The organism is Aeromonas sp. 604176, from assembly GCF_049170755.1.
GTDB classification, from domain to species: domain Bacteria; phylum Pseudomonadota; class Gammaproteobacteria; order Enterobacterales; family Aeromonadaceae; genus Aeromonas; species Aeromonas veronii_A.
The window spans coordinates 1-18,611 of the sequence record NZ_JAAKNE010000040.1; the positions used below are offsets into that span (position 1 = coordinate 1).

19 protein-coding genes and 1 tRNA gene are annotated in these 18,611 nt (G+C 59.8%); 13 read left to right on the forward strand and 7 right to left on the reverse strand.

Translation table 11 applies throughout. The annotated features are described in order from the left end of the window. Positions 1–10: 10 nt before the first annotated feature. The 3 genes from G5358_RS09405 to yjjG all read left to right on the forward strand — a co-directional run bounded on the left by G5358_RS09405 (position 11) and on the right by yjjG (position 2,453). Positions 11–87, forward strand: a tRNA-Met gene (locus G5358_RS09405). 172 nt (positions 88–259) lie between these two features. Next, entirely contained in the window at positions 260–1,750 is a 1,491-nt protein-coding gene (locus tag G5358_RS09410; protein ID WP_421323995.1) for a M17 family metallopeptidase, read from the forward strand. A gap of 22 nt (positions 1,751–1,772) precedes the next feature. Beyond that, a complete protein-coding gene (yjjG, locus tag G5358_RS09415) occupies positions 1,773–2,453 on the forward strand; it encodes a pyrimidine 5'-nucleotidase (RefSeq protein ID WP_216953489.1) in 681 nt (226 codons plus the stop codon). Positions 2,454–2,589: 136 nt separating this feature from the next. Here yjjG and G5358_RS09420 read toward each other — a convergent pair whose 3' ends face one another. The 3 genes from G5358_RS09420 to dusC all read right to left on the reverse strand — a co-directional run bounded on the left by G5358_RS09420 (position 2,590) and on the right by dusC (position 4,866). After that, entirely contained in the window at positions 2,590–3,297 is a 708-nt protein-coding gene (locus G5358_RS09420) for a substrate-binding periplasmic protein (RefSeq protein ID WP_254204286.1), read from the reverse strand. 158 nt (positions 3,298–3,455) lie between these two features. Further along, entirely contained in the window at positions 3,456–3,824 is a 369-nt protein-coding gene (locus G5358_RS09425) for a TraR/DksA family transcriptional regulator (protein WP_019445807.1), read from the reverse strand. Between the two features lie 97 nt (positions 3,825–3,921). Then, a complete protein-coding gene (dusC, locus tag G5358_RS09430) occupies positions 3,922–4,866 on the reverse strand; it encodes a tRNA dihydrouridine(16) synthase DusC (protein WP_421323996.1) in 945 nt (314 codons plus the stop codon). 123 nt (positions 4,867–4,989) lie between these two features. On the opposite strand from dusC, the gene G5358_RS09435 reads away from it, so the two are divergent. From G5358_RS09435 to nfo, 5 genes are all read left to right on the forward strand, one after another. After that, entirely contained in the window at positions 4,990–5,367 is a 378-nt protein-coding gene (locus G5358_RS09435; RefSeq protein WP_005352406.1) for a YbaN family protein, read from the forward strand. A gap of 133 nt (positions 5,368–5,500) precedes the next feature. Continuing rightward, entirely contained in the window at positions 5,501–6,046 is a 546-nt protein-coding gene (gene apt / locus G5358_RS09440; RefSeq protein ID WP_005333447.1) for an adenine phosphoribosyltransferase, read from the forward strand. 172 nt (positions 6,047–6,218) lie between these two features. Beyond that, complete coding sequence (gene dnaX, locus G5358_RS09445; protein ID WP_421323997.1) at positions 6,219–8,771, forward strand: DNA polymerase III subunit gamma/tau; 2,553 nt, start codon at positions 6,219–6,221, stop codon at positions 8,769–8,771. A 114-nt stretch (positions 8,772–8,885) separates the two neighbouring features. Then, positions 8,886–9,215, forward strand: coding sequence for a YbaB/EbfC family nucleoid-associated protein (locus G5358_RS09450; protein ID WP_005333445.1), 330 nt, complete (start codon positions 8,886–8,888; stop codon positions 9,213–9,215). Positions 9,216–9,531: 316 nt separating this feature from the next. Continuing rightward, positions 9,532–10,374: a deoxyribonuclease IV gene (gene nfo, locus G5358_RS09455; protein ID WP_421323998.1), complete on the forward strand. Its 843-nt coding sequence runs from the start codon at positions 9,532–9,534 to the stop codon at positions 10,372–10,374. A gap of 95 nt (positions 10,375–10,469) precedes the next feature. Here nfo and G5358_RS09460 read toward each other — a convergent pair whose 3' ends face one another. After that, the gene (locus G5358_RS09460) at positions 10,470–11,375 is read right to left on the reverse strand and encodes a LysR substrate-binding domain-containing protein (protein WP_421323999.1); all 906 of its coding nucleotides are present in this window, start codon (positions 11,373–11,375) and stop codon (positions 10,470–10,472) included. Positions 11,376–11,477: 102 nt separating this feature from the next. Between G5358_RS09460 and G5358_RS09465 the strand changes: the two genes are divergently transcribed. From G5358_RS09465 to G5358_RS09480, 4 genes are all read left to right on the forward strand, one after another. Continuing rightward, positions 11,478–12,470: a TDT family transporter gene (locus G5358_RS09465; RefSeq protein WP_159158840.1), complete on the forward strand. Its 993-nt coding sequence runs from the start codon at positions 11,478–11,480 to the stop codon at positions 12,468–12,470. A 257-nt stretch (positions 12,471–12,727) separates the two neighbouring features. Next, positions 12,728–13,717: a lauroyl-Kdo(2)-lipid IV(A) myristoyltransferase gene (gene lpxM / locus G5358_RS09470; protein WP_421324000.1), complete on the forward strand. Its 990-nt coding sequence runs from the start codon at positions 12,728–12,730 to the stop codon at positions 13,715–13,717. 150 nt (positions 13,718–13,867) lie between these two features. Continuing rightward, positions 13,868–14,863 (forward strand): lauroyl-Kdo(2)-lipid IV(A) myristoyltransferase, encoded by a 996-nt coding sequence (locus G5358_RS09475; RefSeq protein WP_421324001.1) that lies wholly within the window; start codon positions 13,868–13,870, stop codon positions 14,861–14,863. Between the two features lie 195 nt (positions 14,864–15,058). Continuing rightward, on the forward strand, positions 15,059–15,919 hold the full coding sequence (locus G5358_RS09480) for a PA4780 family RIO1-like protein kinase (RefSeq protein ID WP_421324002.1): 861 nt from the start codon (positions 15,059–15,061) through the stop codon (positions 15,917–15,919). A gap of 60 nt (positions 15,920–15,979) precedes the next feature. Here G5358_RS09480 and G5358_RS09485 read toward each other — a convergent pair whose 3' ends face one another. After that, the gene (locus G5358_RS09485; RefSeq protein WP_421324003.1) at positions 15,980–16,504 is read right to left on the reverse strand and encodes a GNAT family N-acetyltransferase; all 525 of its coding nucleotides are present in this window, start codon (positions 16,502–16,504) and stop codon (positions 15,980–15,982) included. After that, positions 16,501–17,739, reverse strand: a complete 1,239-nt coding sequence (locus G5358_RS09490) for a GGDEF domain-containing protein (RefSeq protein ID WP_421324004.1) — start codon at positions 17,737–17,739, stop codon at positions 16,501–16,503. The genes G5358_RS09485 and G5358_RS09490 overlap by 4 nt, the downstream gene beginning before the upstream one ends. 25 nt (positions 17,740–17,764) lie before the next feature. Between G5358_RS09490 and G5358_RS09495 the strand changes: the two genes are divergently transcribed. Beyond that, entirely contained in the window at positions 17,765–17,893 is a 129-nt protein-coding gene (locus tag G5358_RS09495) for a hypothetical protein (RefSeq protein WP_302054299.1), read from the forward strand. 109 nt (positions 17,894–18,002) lie between these two features. Here the strand turns inward: G5358_RS09495 and G5358_RS09500 are convergent, their stop codons facing one another. Continuing rightward, complete coding sequence (locus tag G5358_RS09500) at positions 18,003–18,497, reverse strand: prolyl-tRNA synthetase associated domain-containing protein (RefSeq protein ID WP_421324005.1); 495 nt, start codon at positions 18,495–18,497, stop codon at positions 18,003–18,005. Positions 18,498–18,611: the final 114 nt, after the last annotated feature.

Sequence of the window (18,611 nt, forward strand, 5' to 3'; positions counted from 1 at the left end):
ACAATTCGGACGCGGGGTGGAGCAGCTCGGTAGCTCGTCGGGCTCATAACCCGAAGGTCGTCGGTTCAAATCCGGCCTCCGCAACCAACTTCCTGATAGTTTTCTTCTTTTCCCCCTCATTACATTGAATATATCTCCATCGGGTATGCAACCGATGGCGATTAATGCTGTTTTCTGCGCTTTTTCAAGACCATAACTGGTCGTCTCGACCATTTGTTAGGTATCATCAGATATCTCTTCATGGATGAGGCACGCGCCTGTGATCACTCCTTTTACCTATCTTCCTCCTGCCATTGAAAGCCGGGATGCCACGCTGACCGAGACCCTTTCACAGGGCTTGCCATTGCAACTGCTGCTGATCGCCGAAGAGCAAAAGGAGGCATTGCTGTCGCTACCGGCCCTGTCGGGGATCAACACCCAGTTGGCGCTTGGGCAAAAAGCACCTTTCACCCTGATGCATGGTTCCACCCTGTTGCTGGTCATATTGGTGACCGGCAATGTGACGCGGGATCACCGTCTTTATAAGCAGGTCAGAGGTTGGATAGCCCCGCTCTCCGGGCTCAAGGTAGAGCGGCTCGGGCTGCATCTGGAGGGGTTCTCCCCCTCAGAGCGGGTGATGCTGGCTGAATTGATGTTGTCAGCTCTGTTGGCTGCCAATCTACCGTTGCCGACCAGCAAAAGCCGTAGCGAAAGTGGCTGGAACTATCAGCATGTGTCGGTCTCTCCTGCTGTAGTGCTGGATCTGGCTCGTATCTACAGCGAAGCAGGGGGCAATGGGCTGGCTCGTCATTTGGCGGTGTTACCCGCCTCGGAGCTGACTGCGGCCAGCTATCGCGAGTTCGTCAGCCAGCTGGCTCAGGATGAAGGTTGGCAGTGCCATCACTACGATCAGGCGCAGCTGGCCGAGCTGGGAGCGGGGGCTTTTTTGGCGGTAGCCCGCGGTTCGGAAGATAATCAGGGGGCCATGGTGAAGCTCAGCTACTACCCGCCCAAGCCGGTACGCCGCATTGCGCTGGTGGGCAAGGGGATCTGCCATGACTCAGGTGGCTATAACCTCAAGGTTTCCGGCAGCATGTATGGCATGCATCTCGATATGGGGGGCAGTGCGGTGGCGCTGGGTACCCTTTATGCCATCAGTCGGGCTCAGCTGCCCTATGAGGTTCACTGCTGGTTGGCGATTGCCGAGAATCATATCGGTCCCCAGGCTTATCGTCCGGGTGAAGTGGTGACAGCGATGAATGGTCTCACCATCGAAGTGGTGGATACCGATGCGGAGGGACGAATGGTGCTGGCCGATACCCTGACGATGGCGGCGCAGGATACTCCGGATCTGCTGATCGATTATGCGACTCTGACCGGCGCTTGCAAGCGGGCATTGGGCAGTCGCTATAGCGGCGTCTTTACCAATCGCCGCGAATGGCTGGCATCGCTGGTCAAGCTGGGTCAGCACAGCGGTGAACGAGTCTGGCCCTTTCCGCTCGATGAGGATTACGATGAAAATATCGAGAGCGAGTGGGCCGATCTGTTGCAGTGTGCACCAGGCAGTTCGCCGGATCACATTGATGCGGCCCGCTTTCTTGCCCATTTTATCCCCGAGCAGACGCCCTGGCTGCACTTCGACCTGAGCGGTTTTCGCAACAAGGGGGGCAATGGGGTGGTCTCCAGCGAAGTGACCGGCTTTGGTGTGCGGCTCACGCTGGATCTGCTGGCTGGCCCACTCGGTCGAGTGGGGCACTCAGCTTCCGAATAATCTGACTGATAAAAGGATTTCTGTGAAACAACCAAGCTATGACTGGGTGCTGTTCGATCTGGATGAAACCCTGCTCGATTTCCCGGTCGCCGAGGCACTGGTGCAAACGCTGCAGATCTATGGTGTGGAGGCCGATGACGCCAGCATGGCGCAGTACCATGCTATCAACCATGAGCTCTGGCAGCAGTACAACGATGGCGAGATCGATGCGACAGTGCTGCAGCAGACCCGCTTCTCCCTCTTTGCCCAGCAAGTTGCCGCCGACCCCATGGCGATGAACAATACCTTTCTGGAGCAGATCATTGCCCTTAGCATGCCCCTCGAAGGGGTGGTCGAGACCCTGCAGCAATTGCGCAGCAAGGTGCGGATGGGGATCATCACCAATGGTTTCAGCGTCCCCCAACGTGGCAGACTTGGAAAACTGGGCTGGAGCGAGTGGTTCGAGCCCCTGGTGATCTCTGACGAGATCCGGGTGACCAAGCCGGCGCCGGCTATTTTCCAGCACACCCTCTCCCTGATGGGGAAGCCGGATCCGGCCAGAGTGCTAATGGTGGGGGACAATCCGAAAACTGATATTGCCGGGGCTGCGTCACAGGGATTGGCCACCTGCTGGTATAACCCGAGGCGGCACTCGGGCGAATGCGATGCGACCCACGAGATCCACCACTTCGCCCATCTTGCTGACATTGTGCTGGGATGCTGACGGGCAGAGGTAACCCATCATGTCATCGGTGGCCAAATCGTCTTGGCAAGTCGCAACAAGGTTAGTTTGAGACAAGATAGGGTTTGCTTGAGACGGCAAGGGGAGCGGATGCTCCCCTTGCTCATTGAGTGTTTTGTTATGGTTGCAGTGATCTGAACTGGTAGCGGTCGAGGATCTGCTGATAGTCGGGGCTCTGTTTCAACTGATGGATGGCCTGATTGATCCGGTGCAGTTGCGCCTTTGTGGTGCTCTCTTTGCTTAGCATCAGGTGTACTGGTGTCTGCTCGAGCGGCAGCTGGATCTTGAATTCGGAAAGTATATCTCCATCATCACTCAACCCCTGCATCCCGTGGGGGTCTAGCACGAGCCCCTGAACTCGCCCAGCCCGTAGCATCTTCAACAGCTGATCCAGCCTCAGGCGTATCTGCAGGCGTGGTTGCATTTCGGGTTCGGTCATCAGCTGGCGAAAGGCATTGCCGTAATCAAAATTCTTGAGTACACCAATATTGAAGTCAGCTCGTTCGCGCAGCGATGCCAGCGAGGTAATGTCGCGCCAGCGTTGCTCATCCTGCCGGCGGATAATAATAACGGCCTGCTCTTCCCGGTAGGGATGGGTGAATCGCGCATATTGTTGTCGTTCGGTGGTGATATTGGCAGACATGGCAAGTTGTACCGTGCCAAAACGCAGTTCATGAAGCACCCTAGACCAAGGCATTTCGCTGAATCTGGCCTGATAACCGGCTCGCTGGAAGATGGCGTGGACCAGCTCAACGTCCAGCCCCCGCAACTGTTGCTGCTTATCGCGAAAACTGAAGGGTTGCCACTCTGTCCAGCCTACAACCAGGGGCTCTTGTGCTATTGCTTGGCAGCATAAACACCATATCAGCAAGACTCTGTACACACCTTATCCCCCCGGATCGGCTGATAGGGTTGAGTATTGGACAGGAATGACGGACTAACCAGTAGAGAAGAGGGGTGAGTGGATGCACAGAGGTGCATCCATCACAGTTCGTGGGCGTGGAATCCCTTGCGATAGCGGGCTTCGCAGCGCGGGCAGCGTTGCAGGGTCGGATCCTGTTCCAGCTGTTCGATGGAAAGCGGCTCTTCACAATCGGAGCAGAGGCCATAGAGGCCGAGATCCATCTGGCAGAGTGCCGCATCGATCCGCTTGAGGCGGGCCACGCTCTGCTCAACCTTCGGCAGATCCAGCCGGCTGGTCAGTTCCACCAGTTGATCCTGCTCGCAGTGACCGACCTGTTCGGCCCACTCGTCACGGCGGCAGGCTTTGAGCTGACCGATCAGCGTTTCTCGTACTTGGGCCCAGTCTGACAGCAGGCGATTACGCCAGACAGTCAACTGTGCTTGCGTCATTTCACACACATTATCCCCCACAGGACAGACGACAGATTCGGGGCAGTATAGGGATCCGATAACTCTATCAAGATGATATGCGTCAAGTTAAACGTGGTTAGCCGTGGCTTTTGGCTGCTTGCAACAGGGCATCGCGGATGGGAGCCGTCTCTTTGAGCACCCGGATCTCCTGAAACAGCTGGTCCGCTTCGGGATATTCCCGCTTGAGATAGCTGAACCACTGTTTGATGCGGCTGGGGTAGTAGTCGGCTTTTTCGCTGGCCAGATCCTGCTCGGTATAGCTCACCATCAAATGCAGCACCTCGGCCCAGCTCATGTGCGGGCAGCCGGTTTTCATCACGTTGGCCAGATTGGGCAGGGAGATGGCGCCGCGCCCGACCATCAGGGCATCACAACCCGAGACCCTGGCGCAGGTGAGGGCATCTTTATGATCCCAAATTTCGCCGTTGGCGGTGACGGGGATGGGCAGGGCGCGGCGAATGGCGTCCACATACTCCCAGTGGGCGGGGGCCTTGTACCCTTCGCGCTTGGTGCGGGCATGAACGGCCAGCTCGTTGGCGCCCCCCTGGAAGACCGCCTGAGCGTTTTCCAGATAGAGATCCTTGTCGTCGTAACCGAGGCGAATTTTGGCGCTCACCGGCAGATGGGCGGGCACCGCCTCGCGCACTGCCTTGACGATGCGGTAGATGGTCTCGGGCTCTTTGAGCAGCACCGCACCGCCCTTGCTCTTGTTGACTGTAGGGGCGGGACAGCCGAAGTTGAGATCGACCCCGGGGGAGCCCAGCTCGATGGCGCGCACGGCGTTCTCGGCCAGCCACTCTGGGTGTTGCCCCAGCAGTTGTACCCGCACCGGGGTGCCTACGCGGGTTTTGCCATCTTGCAGCAGTTCAGGGCAAAGGCGGTAGAACACCTTGGCGGGCAGCAGTTGATCGACGACCCGGATAAACTCGCTCACGCAGAGATCGTAATCATTGACGGAGGTGAGTACCTCCCGCATCAGGTGATCCAGCACCCCCTGCATGGGGGCCAAAATAACGCGCATAACGGCTTTCCGACGAGAGTGGCAAGAAAAAAGAGCGCAGATTGTAGTGGGGTTGCGGCCCGCTGTCAGCACCCGCTCAAACTCTGTTAGGCTAGAGGGAGGTAAATTATGCAAGGAGAAGGAATGAAGCGTTGGTGTCTGATGGCGCTCGGGTGGCTGGCATTTGCCACCGGTATCGTGGGCATTGTGCTGCCGCTCTTGCCGACCACCCCCTTCATGTTGCTGGCTGCCGCCCTGTTTGCCCGCTCGTCGCCCCGTTTTCATCGCTGGTTGCTGACCCATCCCTGGTTTGGCCCGCCCATCGTGGATTGGCAACAGTATCGCGGCATTCGTCGTCAGGCCAGACGGCGCGCCATTATCTTCATTTTGCTCACCTTTTCGGTGTCGCTGGCGGTGGTGCCACTGCTGTGGGTCAAGGGGCTGCTGGTTGTCATAATGGTGATCCTGCTCACCTGGTTAATGCGTCTGCCAGTGCTGGAGCCAGTTGCAATGGTGAAGTGAAGTCCCTAAGCTATTGCAGCAATAATGCTATGGAGTCGGCCTGTCATTTTTGCGTGACAGGCTTTTTTATTTCCCGCAGAAGGGAATTGAGAAAAAATGGCCACCCCTGGGTCAAAAAATAAGCGGTCAACACATGAATCCGGAAACCCTGAAATTTATCGAAGCAAGCATCAAGACCATTCCCGACTATCCGAAGCCGGGCATTCTGTTTCGTGACATTACCAGCCTGATCGAAAACGCTGAGGCCTTCAAGGCCACCATCGATCTGCTGGCCAATCATTATCGTGATCAAGGGATCACCAAGATTGTTGGCACCGAAGCCCGCGGCTTCATCTTTGGTGCACCGGTCGCTTTCGCCATGGGACTGGGCTTCGTGCCGGTCCGCAAGCCGGGCAAGCTGCCGCGCGAAGTGATCGAGGAGTCCTATGCCCTCGAATACGGCACCGACACCCTGCAACTGCACACCGATGCCATCGTGCCCGGTGACAAGGTGCTGGTCGTGGACGATCTGCTGGCGACCGGCGGTACCGTCGATGCGACCGTCAAGCTGATCCGCCGTGCCGGTGGTGAAGTGGCCGATGCGGCCTTCATCATCTCCCTACCGTCTCTGGGTGGCGATGCCCGCCTGACTGCCGCTGGCATCAAGGTGGTCTCACTGGTCGAGCTGGCCGGCGAGTAATGCCTCTTCGGCCCGATCCTCTGCATCGGGCCTGCATTGAACCGGTGCCCTTGCGGGCATCGGTTTGAAAATCAAGCGATCCCTCCCGCTCTGACCGATAGCCGATACAGCCAGCCCGCCATTTGTGTTAGCATCCGGCCTCAATGCCCTGTATTCCCTGCATGATGGATTTATGAGCTATCAGGTTCTGGCGCGTAAATGGCGCCCCCATACGTTTGAACAAGTGGTAGGCCAGCAACATGTGCTGACCGCCTTGACCAACGCCCTGGATCAGGGACGGCTGCATCACGCCTATCTGCTGAGCGGTACCCGAGGGGTCGGCAAGACCACCATCGCCCGTATTCTGGCCAAGAGCCTCAACTGCGAGCAGGGGATCAGCAGCCACCCATGCGGTGTCTGCGATACCTGCCGCGAGATCGATCAGGGCAACTTTGTCGACCTGCTGGAGATTGACGCGGCGTCGCGAACCAAGGTGGAAGATACCCGCGAGCTGCTCGACAACGTGCAGTACCGCCCAGCCCGCGGCCGCTTCAAGGTCTACCTCATCGATGAAGTGCACATGTTGTCGCGCCACAGCTTCAACGCGTTGCTGAAAACCCTGGAAGAGCCGCCTCCCTATGTGAAGTTTCTGCTGGCCACCACGGATCCGCAGAAGCTGCCCATTACCATCCTTTCGCGCTGCCTGCAGTTTCATCTGAAGAGTCTGGATCAGACCCAGATCGCCAAGCAGCTCGAATGGGTGCTTGATCAGGAGGGGCAGCCGTTTGAGCCACGCGCCCTGCTGGCCCTGGCCAAAGCCGCTGACGGCAGTATGCGCGATGCCCTGAGCCTGACCGATCAGGCGCTGGCTCACGGCAATGGCAGCGTGCGCCTCGAGAGCGTGCTGGCGATGCTGGGCACGCTCGATCACCGCCATCTGCACCAGCTGCTGGAAGCCATTTTGCGGCAAGATGCCCCCGCGACCATGGCCAAGATCACCGAGATCGCCACCCTGGGCCCCGATTTTGATCAGCTCCACGCCGAGCTGGAAGGCTTGCTCCATCGCATCGCCATGGCACAACTGCTGCCTGCCAGTGTGCAGGAGCAGGGGGCGGATGCTGATTCCCTGCTGCAACTGGCCAAGGCGATGAGCCCGGAAGAGGTGCAGCTCTGCTACCAGATTGTGCTGGGTGGCCGTAAAGATCTGCCCTGGGCCCCCGATGGCCGCACCGCGCTGGAGATGACCTGCCTGCGGATGCTCGCCTTCTCGCCCCGGCGCGATGCCCAGCATCCGGCCAGCCTCACTGCGCTGCCTCCGTCAATGACGAGCAGGGCGGCGAGCAGCGCCACTCCGGTAGCCTCCTTGCCGGGAAAGCGCCCGGCCGCTGAATCGGCCGCAGTGGCACCGATCAGCGGCGCCGTGCCCGCGGTTGATGTCTCCCTGCCTGCGATGACGGATGACATCGGCAACCCCGCCGATAGCGAGGAGGAGGCGCAAGCCGCCGAGCTGTTCAGCCAGCAGGATGAGCTGCTGCGCGAAGCTGCGGGCATGGGGTATCAACCCGAGCCCGCGTTGACCCATGCGCAGCCCGATGTGTCTGCGCACTCAGCTGCACAGCCCGCAGATGCTGATGAACAAGCGTCTGCCGCAGCCTACGCGGACCATTCACGTGGCGAATTGCTGACCGCTACCTTCGAGCCCGCGCTCGAGCCGATAACCACGCCCATTAGCGCACCTGAAGCTGTTTCAGCGGTATCGAGCATGCAGAGCCTGCTTGGCAAGCGAAACATGCTGCGCAGCCGCCAGCGTGGTCAGGATGCCCCGGCGGCGCCCGCACCGCGCGCAGTGCCGGTTGCGCCAGCTCGTCCTGTCGCGCCCGCTGCTGCACCGGCCGTCACCCAACAGCCAGCTCCGGTCGGCCAACCGGCCGGGCAGGGGATGGCGACGATGGGACACTATGATGATCTGCCACCGGTGGATCTCTATGGCGACGGTTACGAGCCGCAGAGTGACAACGGGGAATACGAAGAGTACCTCAATCAGGGCTTTGCCGAGCAGACTCCGGTGATGAGCCATGCCCCCGTCACGGCACCGGCCCAGCCAACCGATCTGCCACCCTGGGATCTCGACGGGCAGCCGAGCTATCGACCCGGTGAGCGCAGTGCTGCGGCGCCTGCGGTGACGCCAGCCCCTGCGATCCAGCCGCCCGTTGCCACTACGGTGGTGGCTGCAGCCCCTGTGACGCAGGATGAACCCCCTCAGCCGGTGATGGAGACCATCGACTGGGATGAGCTCGAGAGCGACAGCGAGCCGCAAGAGGGAGAGGCGACTCGCCTTATCCCCTCCTCGCTGCTCAATGGTTGCGGCGACCCTTGGGCCGAGTTGATCGCTCACACTCAGGTGGGAGGGCGGCTGCGCCAGTTGGCCATCAACTCGGTGATGACGCGGGAAGGGGACAAGGTACTGCTAACTCTCAAGCCCGAGCAGCGCCATCTGGTGAGCGACAAGGCGCGCGCCGATCTGGCCGAGATCATCGGGCCGGCGCTGGGTCAACCGGTGCAGGTCGAGGTGACGCTCGGTGTGGTGCCTGACCAGGAGACCCCCCTCGAGATCGAACACCGCCTCTATCTCGGGGTGCGCGAGCAGGTGACCCGGGATCTGGAGCAGGATCCCAACGTGCAGTTTTTAGTTCAGCGGTTTGGTGCCGTGCTTCATCACGAGAGCATCGAGCCCCTCAACCGCTAAATTCCGTGGCCGGGAGCTTGCTTCCGGTTGAAAAGCAGTTTGGCTGTCCCCATTTAGGACAGACAAGCCCACAGCCCGGCGCTGGATGCCGGATTTCAAGACGAGAGACGACATATGTTTGGTAAAGGTGGAATGGGGAACCTGATGAAACAGGCCCAACAGATGCAAGAGCGTATGCAAAAGGCGCAAGAGCAGCTGGCTCAGATGGAAGTGACTGGTGAAGCCGGTGCTGGCATGGTCAAGGTTACCATGACCGGTAGCCACAGCGTCCGTCGCATCGAGATCGACCCCTCCCTGATGGAAGATGACAAGGAGCTGCTGGAAGATCTGGTCGCTGCCGCTTGCAACGATGCCGTGCGTCGTGTGGAAGAGCAGAACAAGGCCAAGATGGGCGAGCTGACCGGTGGCATGCAACTGCCGCCAGGTTTTAAAATGCCTTTCTAAGGCACTCTCCCCGCGCATTCTTGCTCCCTTGTCGCTGGCCATTCGGGTCACGGCAAGGGGGACGGCCGAGAGACCCAAAGACGCAGCGTTATTGCTCAGGCGATACGCTGCGTTTTTTTATGGGCGCCATGCTGGCGCGGGCGGGCTCTAACTATCCCTTCTGGGGAGAGGTTGCCACAGCGAAGGCCGATTACGCCATGAAACGCAGCGCCTTGTATAGGCGGCGCTATTTGTCGATACCCGCTATCGGATATCCCGGTTTGGCGTGGCCGGGCGGGATCGGCATAATGGCGGCTTGCCGTATCGAGGAGATTGTATGAAATATATCGGAGCCCACGTCAGTGCGGCCGGCGGGGTGGAGAATACCATCGCCCGCGCCCAGGCCATCGGGGCCAACGCGTTTGCCCTCTTTACCAAGAATCAACGTCAGTGGCAGGCCGCCCCCTTGTCGGATGCCACCATCCGCGCCTTCAAGGCGGCCTGTGACAAGGCCGGTTTTCTGCCGGAGCAGATCCTGCCCCACGACAGTTACCTCATCAATCTGGGCCACCCGGATCCCGATGGTCTGGCCAAATCCCGCGATGCGTTTCTCGACGAGATGAAACGCTGCGAGCAGCTGGGGCTCTGTTATCTGAACTTCCACCCCGGTAGCCATCTCAAGCAGATCCCTGAGGCGGCCAGCCTCAAGCTGGTGAGCGAGTCGATCAACTGGGCACTGGAGCGCAGTGAGGGGGTGACGGCGGTGATCGAGAACACCGCCGGGCAGGGGACCAACCTCGGCTGGTCGTTCGAGCACCTCGCTACCATCATCGAGGGGGTGGAGGACAAGAGCCGGGTCGGGATCTGCTTCGATACCTGCCACGCCTTTGCCGCAGGTTATGATCTGCGCACCGCCGAGAGCTGCGCCACTGTCTTTGCCGAGTTCGATCGCACGGTGGGTTTTCATTATCTCAAGGGGATGCATATCAACGGCGCCAAGTGCACCTTCGGTAGCCGGGTCGATCGCCATCACAGCTTGCGGGAGGGCAATCTGGGAGAGGCGGTATTCCACCACATCATGAATGATGATCGCTTCGATCGCATTCCGCTGATCCTCGAGACCATAGACGAGTCCATCTGGGGCGAGGAGATCAGCTGGTTGCGCAGTCTGGCGAAGTGATACTCAGAAGAGAATCAAAGAGAGGGAGCCGTGGCTCCCTCTCTGCTTTTTCCGTTATTGGTGGGCGGACCAGCCAGCGGCGCTCCGAGCGGGCGTTACTCTGCGCGGCTCACTTCGGCATTGTTCACCTGAGCCCGGCAGAAGTGGATAAAGTGGCGCAGGGAGGTGGAGTGGTACTTCTGCTTGTGCCAGATAAGGGAGAGCTGGCGCGGGAAGCGGCGGGAGAGGGGCAGGGCGATCAGCCGCCCATCTGCCAGGCGATCCGAGGCTGCCAGCCGGGAGATAAAAGAGATACCAAGCCCTTTCTCGACCGCCAGCATCACCGCCTCCAGGGTGTTGAGTTCAAGCCCTGGTTGCCAGCGGGGCAGCTCGGGCTGGATCTGCTGGATAAACTGCTCGCGGCTGCCCGATTGTGCTTCACGCAATACCCAGGTCTCGCCCCCCAGTCGGGAGAGGGTGAGCTCCTTCTTGTTGGCAAGCGGGTGAGCGGGGGGAGCCACCACCAGCATCTCGTCCTGCAGCCAGGGTTCGGCAAGCAGGTCGGGATGGTGGTTCTCCCCCTCGATCAGCGCCATATCCAGCTCGAAGTTGGCCAGTGCATGGCAGAGCAGGTGAGTGTTGTTGATGGTCACCTTGGGGGGGAGCCCCAGCTCCTGTTTGCTGCTGGCGAGCAGGGTGGGGAGCAGGTAGTTGCCGATGGTCTGGCTGGCACCAAGGCGAAGCTGGCCGCTCGGCTCGGCATCGGGACTGAACAGGTTCTCGATATCCTGCATCCGGGTCAGCAGCTCTTCGGCGGCCGGTTGCAGCAGGCGCCCCTCGTTGTTGAGCTGCAATCTGGGGTGAATGCGGTCAAACAACGGGGTGGAGAGCTGGCGCTCCAGCTCCTGCAGCGACTGGGAGACAGCCCCCTTGCTCAGGCAGAGCTCGTTGGCGGCAAGGCCAAGGTTTCCATAGCGGGCAATGGTGGCGAACACTTTCAGCTGCTGCAGGGTCAGTTTCATCGTGTTTGGTTTTCCTGAATGATTGATTTAATTCATTTAGATATCGTAAACGATAAGGGGCCATTATCCTATCGCCATAGTCATCAATAGAAAGGTGTCATCATGATCGCAAGAACCCGTAAATCACTGGCTGCCGCCCCAACCCCCATGGCGGGTCTGGCGCTGGGCATCGCCAGCCTTGGTTGGTGTTGGGAAAATGCCGGTCACTTCGATGGCCGGATGCAACTGCTGGGCGCAGCCATCGCGGCCGTGCTGCTGGTGATCCTGACCTTCAAGTTTCTGCTTCACCCCCGTCTGCTGTTGCAGGATCTCGCTCACCCTGTGGTGGGTAGTGTGGTACCGACCTATGCCATGGGCACCATGGTGGTCTCCAAAGCGCTCGGTATGCTTGCGCCGCAAGCGGGCGAGGCCCTCTGGCTGTTTGCCGTGGCGGTTCACCTGCTGTTCCTGGCCACCTTTATCTGGCATCGTGCCAAAGAGTTTGAAATTCACCACATGGTGCCGAGCTGGTTCGTGCCGCCGGTGGGGATCATCGTGGCTGACGTCGCCTTCCCGGGTGGTCAATTTGCCCCGCTGGCCAACGGTCTGCTCTGGTTCGGGATCATCTGCTATGGCCTGATGCTGCCGCTGATGCTCTATCGCCTGATCTTCAGCCATGAAGTGCCGGATGCCGCCAAACCGACCATCGCCATTCTGGCGGCTCCTGCCAGCCTCTCTCTGGCCGGTTACCTGACCGTCAGCCAGGAGCCGTCACTGCTGCTGGTGGCCGTGCTGTTGGGGATTGCCATCCTGATGACCGGTATCATCTATTTGGCCTTCATCAAACTGCTGCGTCTGCCCTTCTCGCCGGGTTATGCCGCCTTCACCTTCCCGCTGGTGATCGGTGCCACCGCCCTGTTCAAAGTGGCTCATCTGGTTGAAGGGTTTGCACAAGGCAGTCACTACGTCGAGCAGATCAGACAGCTGGCCCACTTCGAGCTGGGGGTGGCTACCGTCATCGTCGGGTATGTGGCACTGCGTTACCTGATGTTTTTTCTGCCGCAGCGTAATACCGAAATGAATAACGGCATGGCCCGCCAGGGTGCTCACCGTTAAATCTTGAAGAAGATGTGACATCGGGAAATGGATAAGCAGTGCGCTCCGAGAGCGACGGGATAAACGACCAGTCATACGATGGATGGACAAAGAGCCTCCACCCTGGTTGTGTAACGAGCAAAATGCCCCGCAGTGCGGGGCATTTTTTATGGTTTTTTGATGTGGCGCCTGTGGCGGGCTATTTGCCATGGATTTAACTGGTATTACCTGTCAGGACGACTACAATGCAGCACCACTTTTTCGCTCGACCCCAATACATGTCGTCCCAAGATCCCGTATTTGACTCCTCTTTTGAAGCCCGTTTTCTGCATCCTCGCTACTGGTTCAGCTGGCTGGCGCTCGGTGTGCTGATGTTGCTGGCCTTTGTGCCGGTGCGATTGCGCGACCGTTTGGCCGAAGCCTTGGCACCGCTGGTGTTTCGTATCTCGAAAAAACAGATCTATATCGCCAGAACCAATCTGGAGATCTGCTTCCCGGACAAGAGCCCGGAAGAGCGGGATGCCATTGTACTGACCTCGATCCGGGTCGGCCTCAAGAGTCTGTTGGGATTTGGCGAGTTCACCATGCGCAGCCAGCGTTATCTGATGAGCCGGATGCAGGTGATCGGTTGGGAGCATATCGAGGCGGAGCGGGCGGCCGGTCGTCCGGTGATCCTGGTGGTGCCCCATACCTGGCCGGTGGATGCCGCCGGTTACTGCTTTACCCAGCGCGGGGTGCCCATGTGCACCATGATGAAACGGGCGCGCAATCCGGTGTTTGACTGGCACCTCAACCGGGCACGAGCCAAGAACGGTTGCCGCGTCTATGAGCGCAGCGCCGGGATCAAGGCGGTGATCAGGACCATCAAGAGCGGTCGCAGCTTCTTCTATCTGCCGGATCAGGATCATGGCCGCGAGAAGAGCATCTTTGCCCCCTTCTTTGGCTATCCCAAAGCGACCCTGCCTGCCTTGCCCCGTCTGGTGCAGGTCAGTGGCGCCAAGGCGGTGCCGCTGCTCGCCTGCTATGACGAAGCGAACCACTGCTACCGGCTGGAGATTGAGGCACCGTTCGACAACTATCCCACCGAGGATGTGATGGCCGATACCTGTCGCATGAACGACATGGTGCAACAGCAGCTGATGCGCCATCCGGGCCAGTACATGTGGTTCCTCAAGATCTTCGATACCCGTCAGGATCAGGAGGGGCTGGATGGCCTCTACGAAGAGGGGATACGCCGGATCCGCAAGGGATTGTCTCCCCACAGCTGACCCAGAATTTGAATTGATTGAAATGGCCCCAGGTGGGCCATTTTTTATGATAACTAGTCTGATCTGTGCCTTGCAGGTCGATAGCAAGCCTCCTCAGGGTAGAAAAAAATGTCAGGATAATTACAATAACCGCTTGTTTTTGATGACTTGATGGTCGCCATGTCTGCGTTAGATCCGGTATTTGATACCTCATTTCATAGCCGCCTGCTGCATCCCAAATGGTGGGGCAGCTGGTTCGCACTGGGCCTGCTCTCCCTGCTGGCATTTACTCCTGCGAGGTTGCGGGATCGCTTTGCCGATCTGGTCTCACCGACCCTGCTGCGTTTTTCGAAAAAGCAGGCCTATATTGCCGATACCAACCTCAAGATCTGCTTTCCAACGCTGGATGCCGCCGCACGTCAGGCGCTGCTGCTCAAATCGATCCGGGTCGGGCTCAAGACCTTTATGGGCTTTGGCGAGCTCAGCTGGCGCAGCAAGGCGCGGCTGACCCGCCGCATCAAGGTCACCGGCTGGGAGCATGTGCAAGCGGAGCAAGCAGCGGGCCGCCCGGTGATCCTGGTGGTGCCTCATACCTGGGCGGTCGACATGATTGGCCGCTACTTCTCCATGATGGGCATCGAGATGTGCACCATGATGAAGAGCCCGAAAGATCAGGTGTTCGACTGGTACATCAACCGCGAGCGGGCCAAAGGGGGCAAGGTCTATGAGCGCAGCGCCGGCATCAAACCGGCGATCAAGTCGATCCGCGCTGGTGCCAGTTTCTTCTATCTACCGGATCAGGATCACGGCCGCGAGGCGAGTGTGTTTGTTCCCTTCTTTGGCCGTCCCAAAGCAACCCTGCCCGCGCTGCCCAAGCTGGTGAAGCTGACCGGTGCCAGAGCCGTGCCCATCTTCGCCAGCTATGACGAGGATGAGGGACGCTATCTGCTGGAGATTGAGCCGCCGTTTGACCCTTATCCCACCGCCGATCTGCTGGCAGACGTCAATGCCATGAACCGGGTGGTGGAGATGCAGGTGGCCCGCCATCCCGAGCAGTACATGTGGTTTCTCAAGATCTTCGAAACCCTGGAGCATCAGGAGGGGGATGACGGCCTCTATGAAGCGGGGATCCAGCGCATTCGTCAGGGCTTGCCGCCCGAACCTTGAAAATTGGCCCGCTTGCGGGCCATTTTTGTTGGCACAGGCGCCTTTCGTATTAGGCCTGCTGCTGGTGGTTTTTAAGGCGAACGGGTGGACAAAAACAGCGCAAACAGGGGATAACAGGGTGTCTTATGAAAGGGAGAGGCAGGTGAGCGTGCGCGGAGCTATCTTCGAGAGCGGAAATAGGGTAAAAGGGCGGCCATGAAAATTCCAAATCGAATCCAACCTCTGGTTGATGACGGCCTGGTCGATGAGGTCGTCAGCCGGTTGATGAGCGGCAAAGAGGCCGACGTCTATGTGGTGCGCTGCGGCGACGAGATCCGCTGCGCCAAAGTCTATAAAGAGGCGTCCAAGCGCAGCTTCAAGCAGGCCGTGGTCTATCAGGAGGGGCGCAAGGTGCGGAACAGCCGCAGCGCCCGCGCCATGGAGAAGGGCTCCAAGTATGGCCGCAAACAGCATGAAGAGGTGTGGCAGAACACCGAGGTCGACGCCCTGTTCAAGCTGGCGGCGGCCGGTGTGCGGGTGCCACAGCCCTATGTCTGCCTCGATGGTGTCCTCTTGATGGAACTTATCACCGATGAGGATGGCAATGTCGCGCCGCGCCTCAACGATGTGGCACTCACCCCCGAGCAGGCGGTCATCGATCACCACAAGGTGATCCGCTATGTGGTGCGGATGCTCTGCGCCGGTCTTATCCACGGTGATCTCTCGGAGTTCAACGTGCTGGTGGATAGCCAGGGCCCCGTCATCATCGACCTGCCCCAGGTGGTGGATGCCGCCGCCAACAATCAGGCCAAGGCGATGCTGGAGCGGGACGTCAACAACATGCGCAACTACTACGGCATGTATGCCCCCGAACTGCTCAAGACCCGTTATGCCCAGGAGATGTGGGCGCTGTTTGAAGATGGCAAACTCACCCCCGAGAGCGAGCTGACCGGTCACTTTGAAGAGAGCCGCGCCGCCATCGATCTCGATTCGGTGCTGCAGGAGATTGAGAGCGCCGAGGAGGAGGCCTATGCCCGTCGGGCCCGGATGAAGGCGGAGCAGGAAGACAGCTACTAACGGTCTTGCCATGTTCACAAAAAGAGCGCCTTCGGGGCGCTCTTTTTATTGGTGCTGCGGCTATGGTCGGCTGGGGCTGGGGGCTAGCTGATACATCTCCAGCCAGTTGCGATCCCCCGGATGGAAGCGCCGCCCCAGCAACACGCCCCCGGCGGCCGTGATGACCTTGCGGGAAGCCAGATTATCTTCGCCGCAGCTGATCAGCACCGGCGCTGCCAGCACCTGTTGTTGCACCCAGCGCAGCAGCACGGTCGCGGCCCCTTCGCCACGGCGACAGGGGCGGGTTTCGTAACCGATATGACCCAGCCACTGGCGGGTTGCCTCATTGTTGCCGTGACGCAGGCGCAGGGTGGCGATGATCTCCTCGCCATCGAGGGCAAAATAGGTGGTAGTCGGCAGGTATCCACTGGGCAAGTTGCGCCCTTCGGCGTGATCCAGCAGGCTCTGTAACCAGCCGTCCGGGTCAAATTGCGCCACCTGATAGAGCGGCTGTCCGTCCTCGGCGCATTCGGTGACATAGCGACGGTAAGCCGGGGCATCTGCCAGTCTGGCCGGTCGGCATTGCAGAGCGAGCACTGCGCTCATGACAGGAGCGCGCAGGGCGGCAGCGGTTGCGGCTCGTTGTGGTTGAGCTCCTGTACGCAGGCCCGTTGCCTCCCAGCCTGTTTGGCGGCGTAAAGGGCCCGATCCGCGCGCAGGTAGGCCGCTTCAAACCCCTCGTCAGGGTGCAGCGAGGTGAGGCCGATGCTGAGGCTGATGGGGCCACCGGCCAGCTCTCGGGTCGCCTCGGCGGTCTGTTGTTGCAGGCTGTGGCAGTAGTCGGGCAGGGTCTGCGGGTCCGCCATCAGCAGCAGGGCCAGCTCATCGCCGCCAAGCCGACCGGCCATGCCCTCAGAAGGCAGGGTATTGGTGATCACCCGACCCACGGCCCGCAGCATGGCATCACCGGCGGGGTGGCCGTGGCGGTCGTTGATCTGCTTGAAGTTGTCCAGATCGATCAGCAGCAGCTGGGCGGGGCTTGTCACCTGACGGGCGCGCAGGGTCACCTGGCGTTCGAAATAGTGGCGGCTGAACAGACCGGTCAGCTCGTCCTGATTGGCGCGCCGCTCCAGCTTGCGCTGGGTGGCCAGCAGGCCTTGCTGTTGGCGGGTGTGGACCAGGCTCAACAGCAGATAACTGCGGGCGATGGTAAAGAGTAGGCTGAGCAGGATCACAGGCCCGAGCAGCGGGTCGGTGAAGGAGTTGGCCGCCAGCTCCGGCTGCCAGAGGTGTTTGGCGATCCGCAGTAGTTGCAACAGCAGTTGCAGGCCGAGCAGCAGAATGGCAAAGCGCAGCACCCGATAGACGGGGGCCAGCCGTTGGTAGCGCCAGAGCTGCCAGATAAGTAGCGCAATCTGCAGCGAGAGCACGCCGGAGAGCACGATGATCCGGCTGTGCACATCAAAGAGGGGTTGCTGCAGGGCGGTCAGGGCAAACAGGACGAAACCGCCGAGGGTAACGGCGGGCAGCAGCCAGCCCAGTTGGTCGGCTTCACGGCGAAAGAAGTGGCGCATCCCCCGTTCATAGAGCAGGGTGGTCGACATCAACAGCAGGTTGGTGCAGAGAATATTGGCAAGGGATGCATTTCCCTCAAGGGGGCGCAGCAGCAGGCAGCAAAAAGCCCCCGCGATAACCAGTTCCCCCGCTGACCAGTAGATCAATGCCCTGATCTGGCGATGGGTGTGCCACATGGCGGCGAAAATGGTGGCGACCCCCACATGTGACAGCGTGACGAACAGCACCAGACTCAACAACTGGGCTGAGGAAAACAGACTTGGCATCAAGGGGCTCTCTGGGAAGTCACCTGTGAACGAACAGGCGATGGGGTATCGCCCGCTGGCAGTGGCCGATCACAACATGAATCCAACCTATTATCAATTGGTTAAATGGCCGAATGTGCTCACCTCCGACTTCTTGCTCGATGGCAATTGCTGACTCGATTTATTAGCGCACAAGGAGCCATTTTATTGTCTTGTCAGTCAATTTCGCTGCGTGAAAGGTGGTTGTGTTGGCGGCAGGGTGAACCCAACCGCCAGACGTTGTGCTAATTGCAGGTTGCAGCAGGCAAGCGCATGACGATGGCCTCCCTGTCCAGATGGGTCAGCAGACGGCGCACGTCGTCGAGGCGGATGATCAGAGTCGCGGTGTTGACCAACGGATGGCACTGCACCTGTTCGGCTTGCCAGATAGCCTCATCCACCACCAGCTCCACGGCACGCTCGCTATCGCGCACCATGGCGAGCAGGGTCACCGAGCCCGGGGTGAGGCCGAGCACCGCATCGAGCCGCTCCGGGGAGCCAAAGCTCAGCCGCTTGACGCCAAGCTTTGCCGCCAGCGCCTTGAGATCGACCCGGCTCTCCTCCGGGCTCACCACCAGAAACAGCCGCTCGCTTTTCGGGTCGCGCAAAAAGAGGTTTTTGGTCTTGGCGGCGGGCAGGTCGGGCAGCAGCTTGCTCGCCTCCTCGCAGGTAAACACCGGGGGATGATCGACACGCTGGTAGGGGATGGCCAGCTGATCCAGCAGGGAATAGATTGCCACAGAGACTCCTTTGGTCGGCGAAGAGTGGTCAGAACGGGATGGGCGGGAATAACGACGGCATCGAGCTTACCAGTTTGACTCCAGCCTCGCAGCCTGCGTGACGATTGCGAGCGG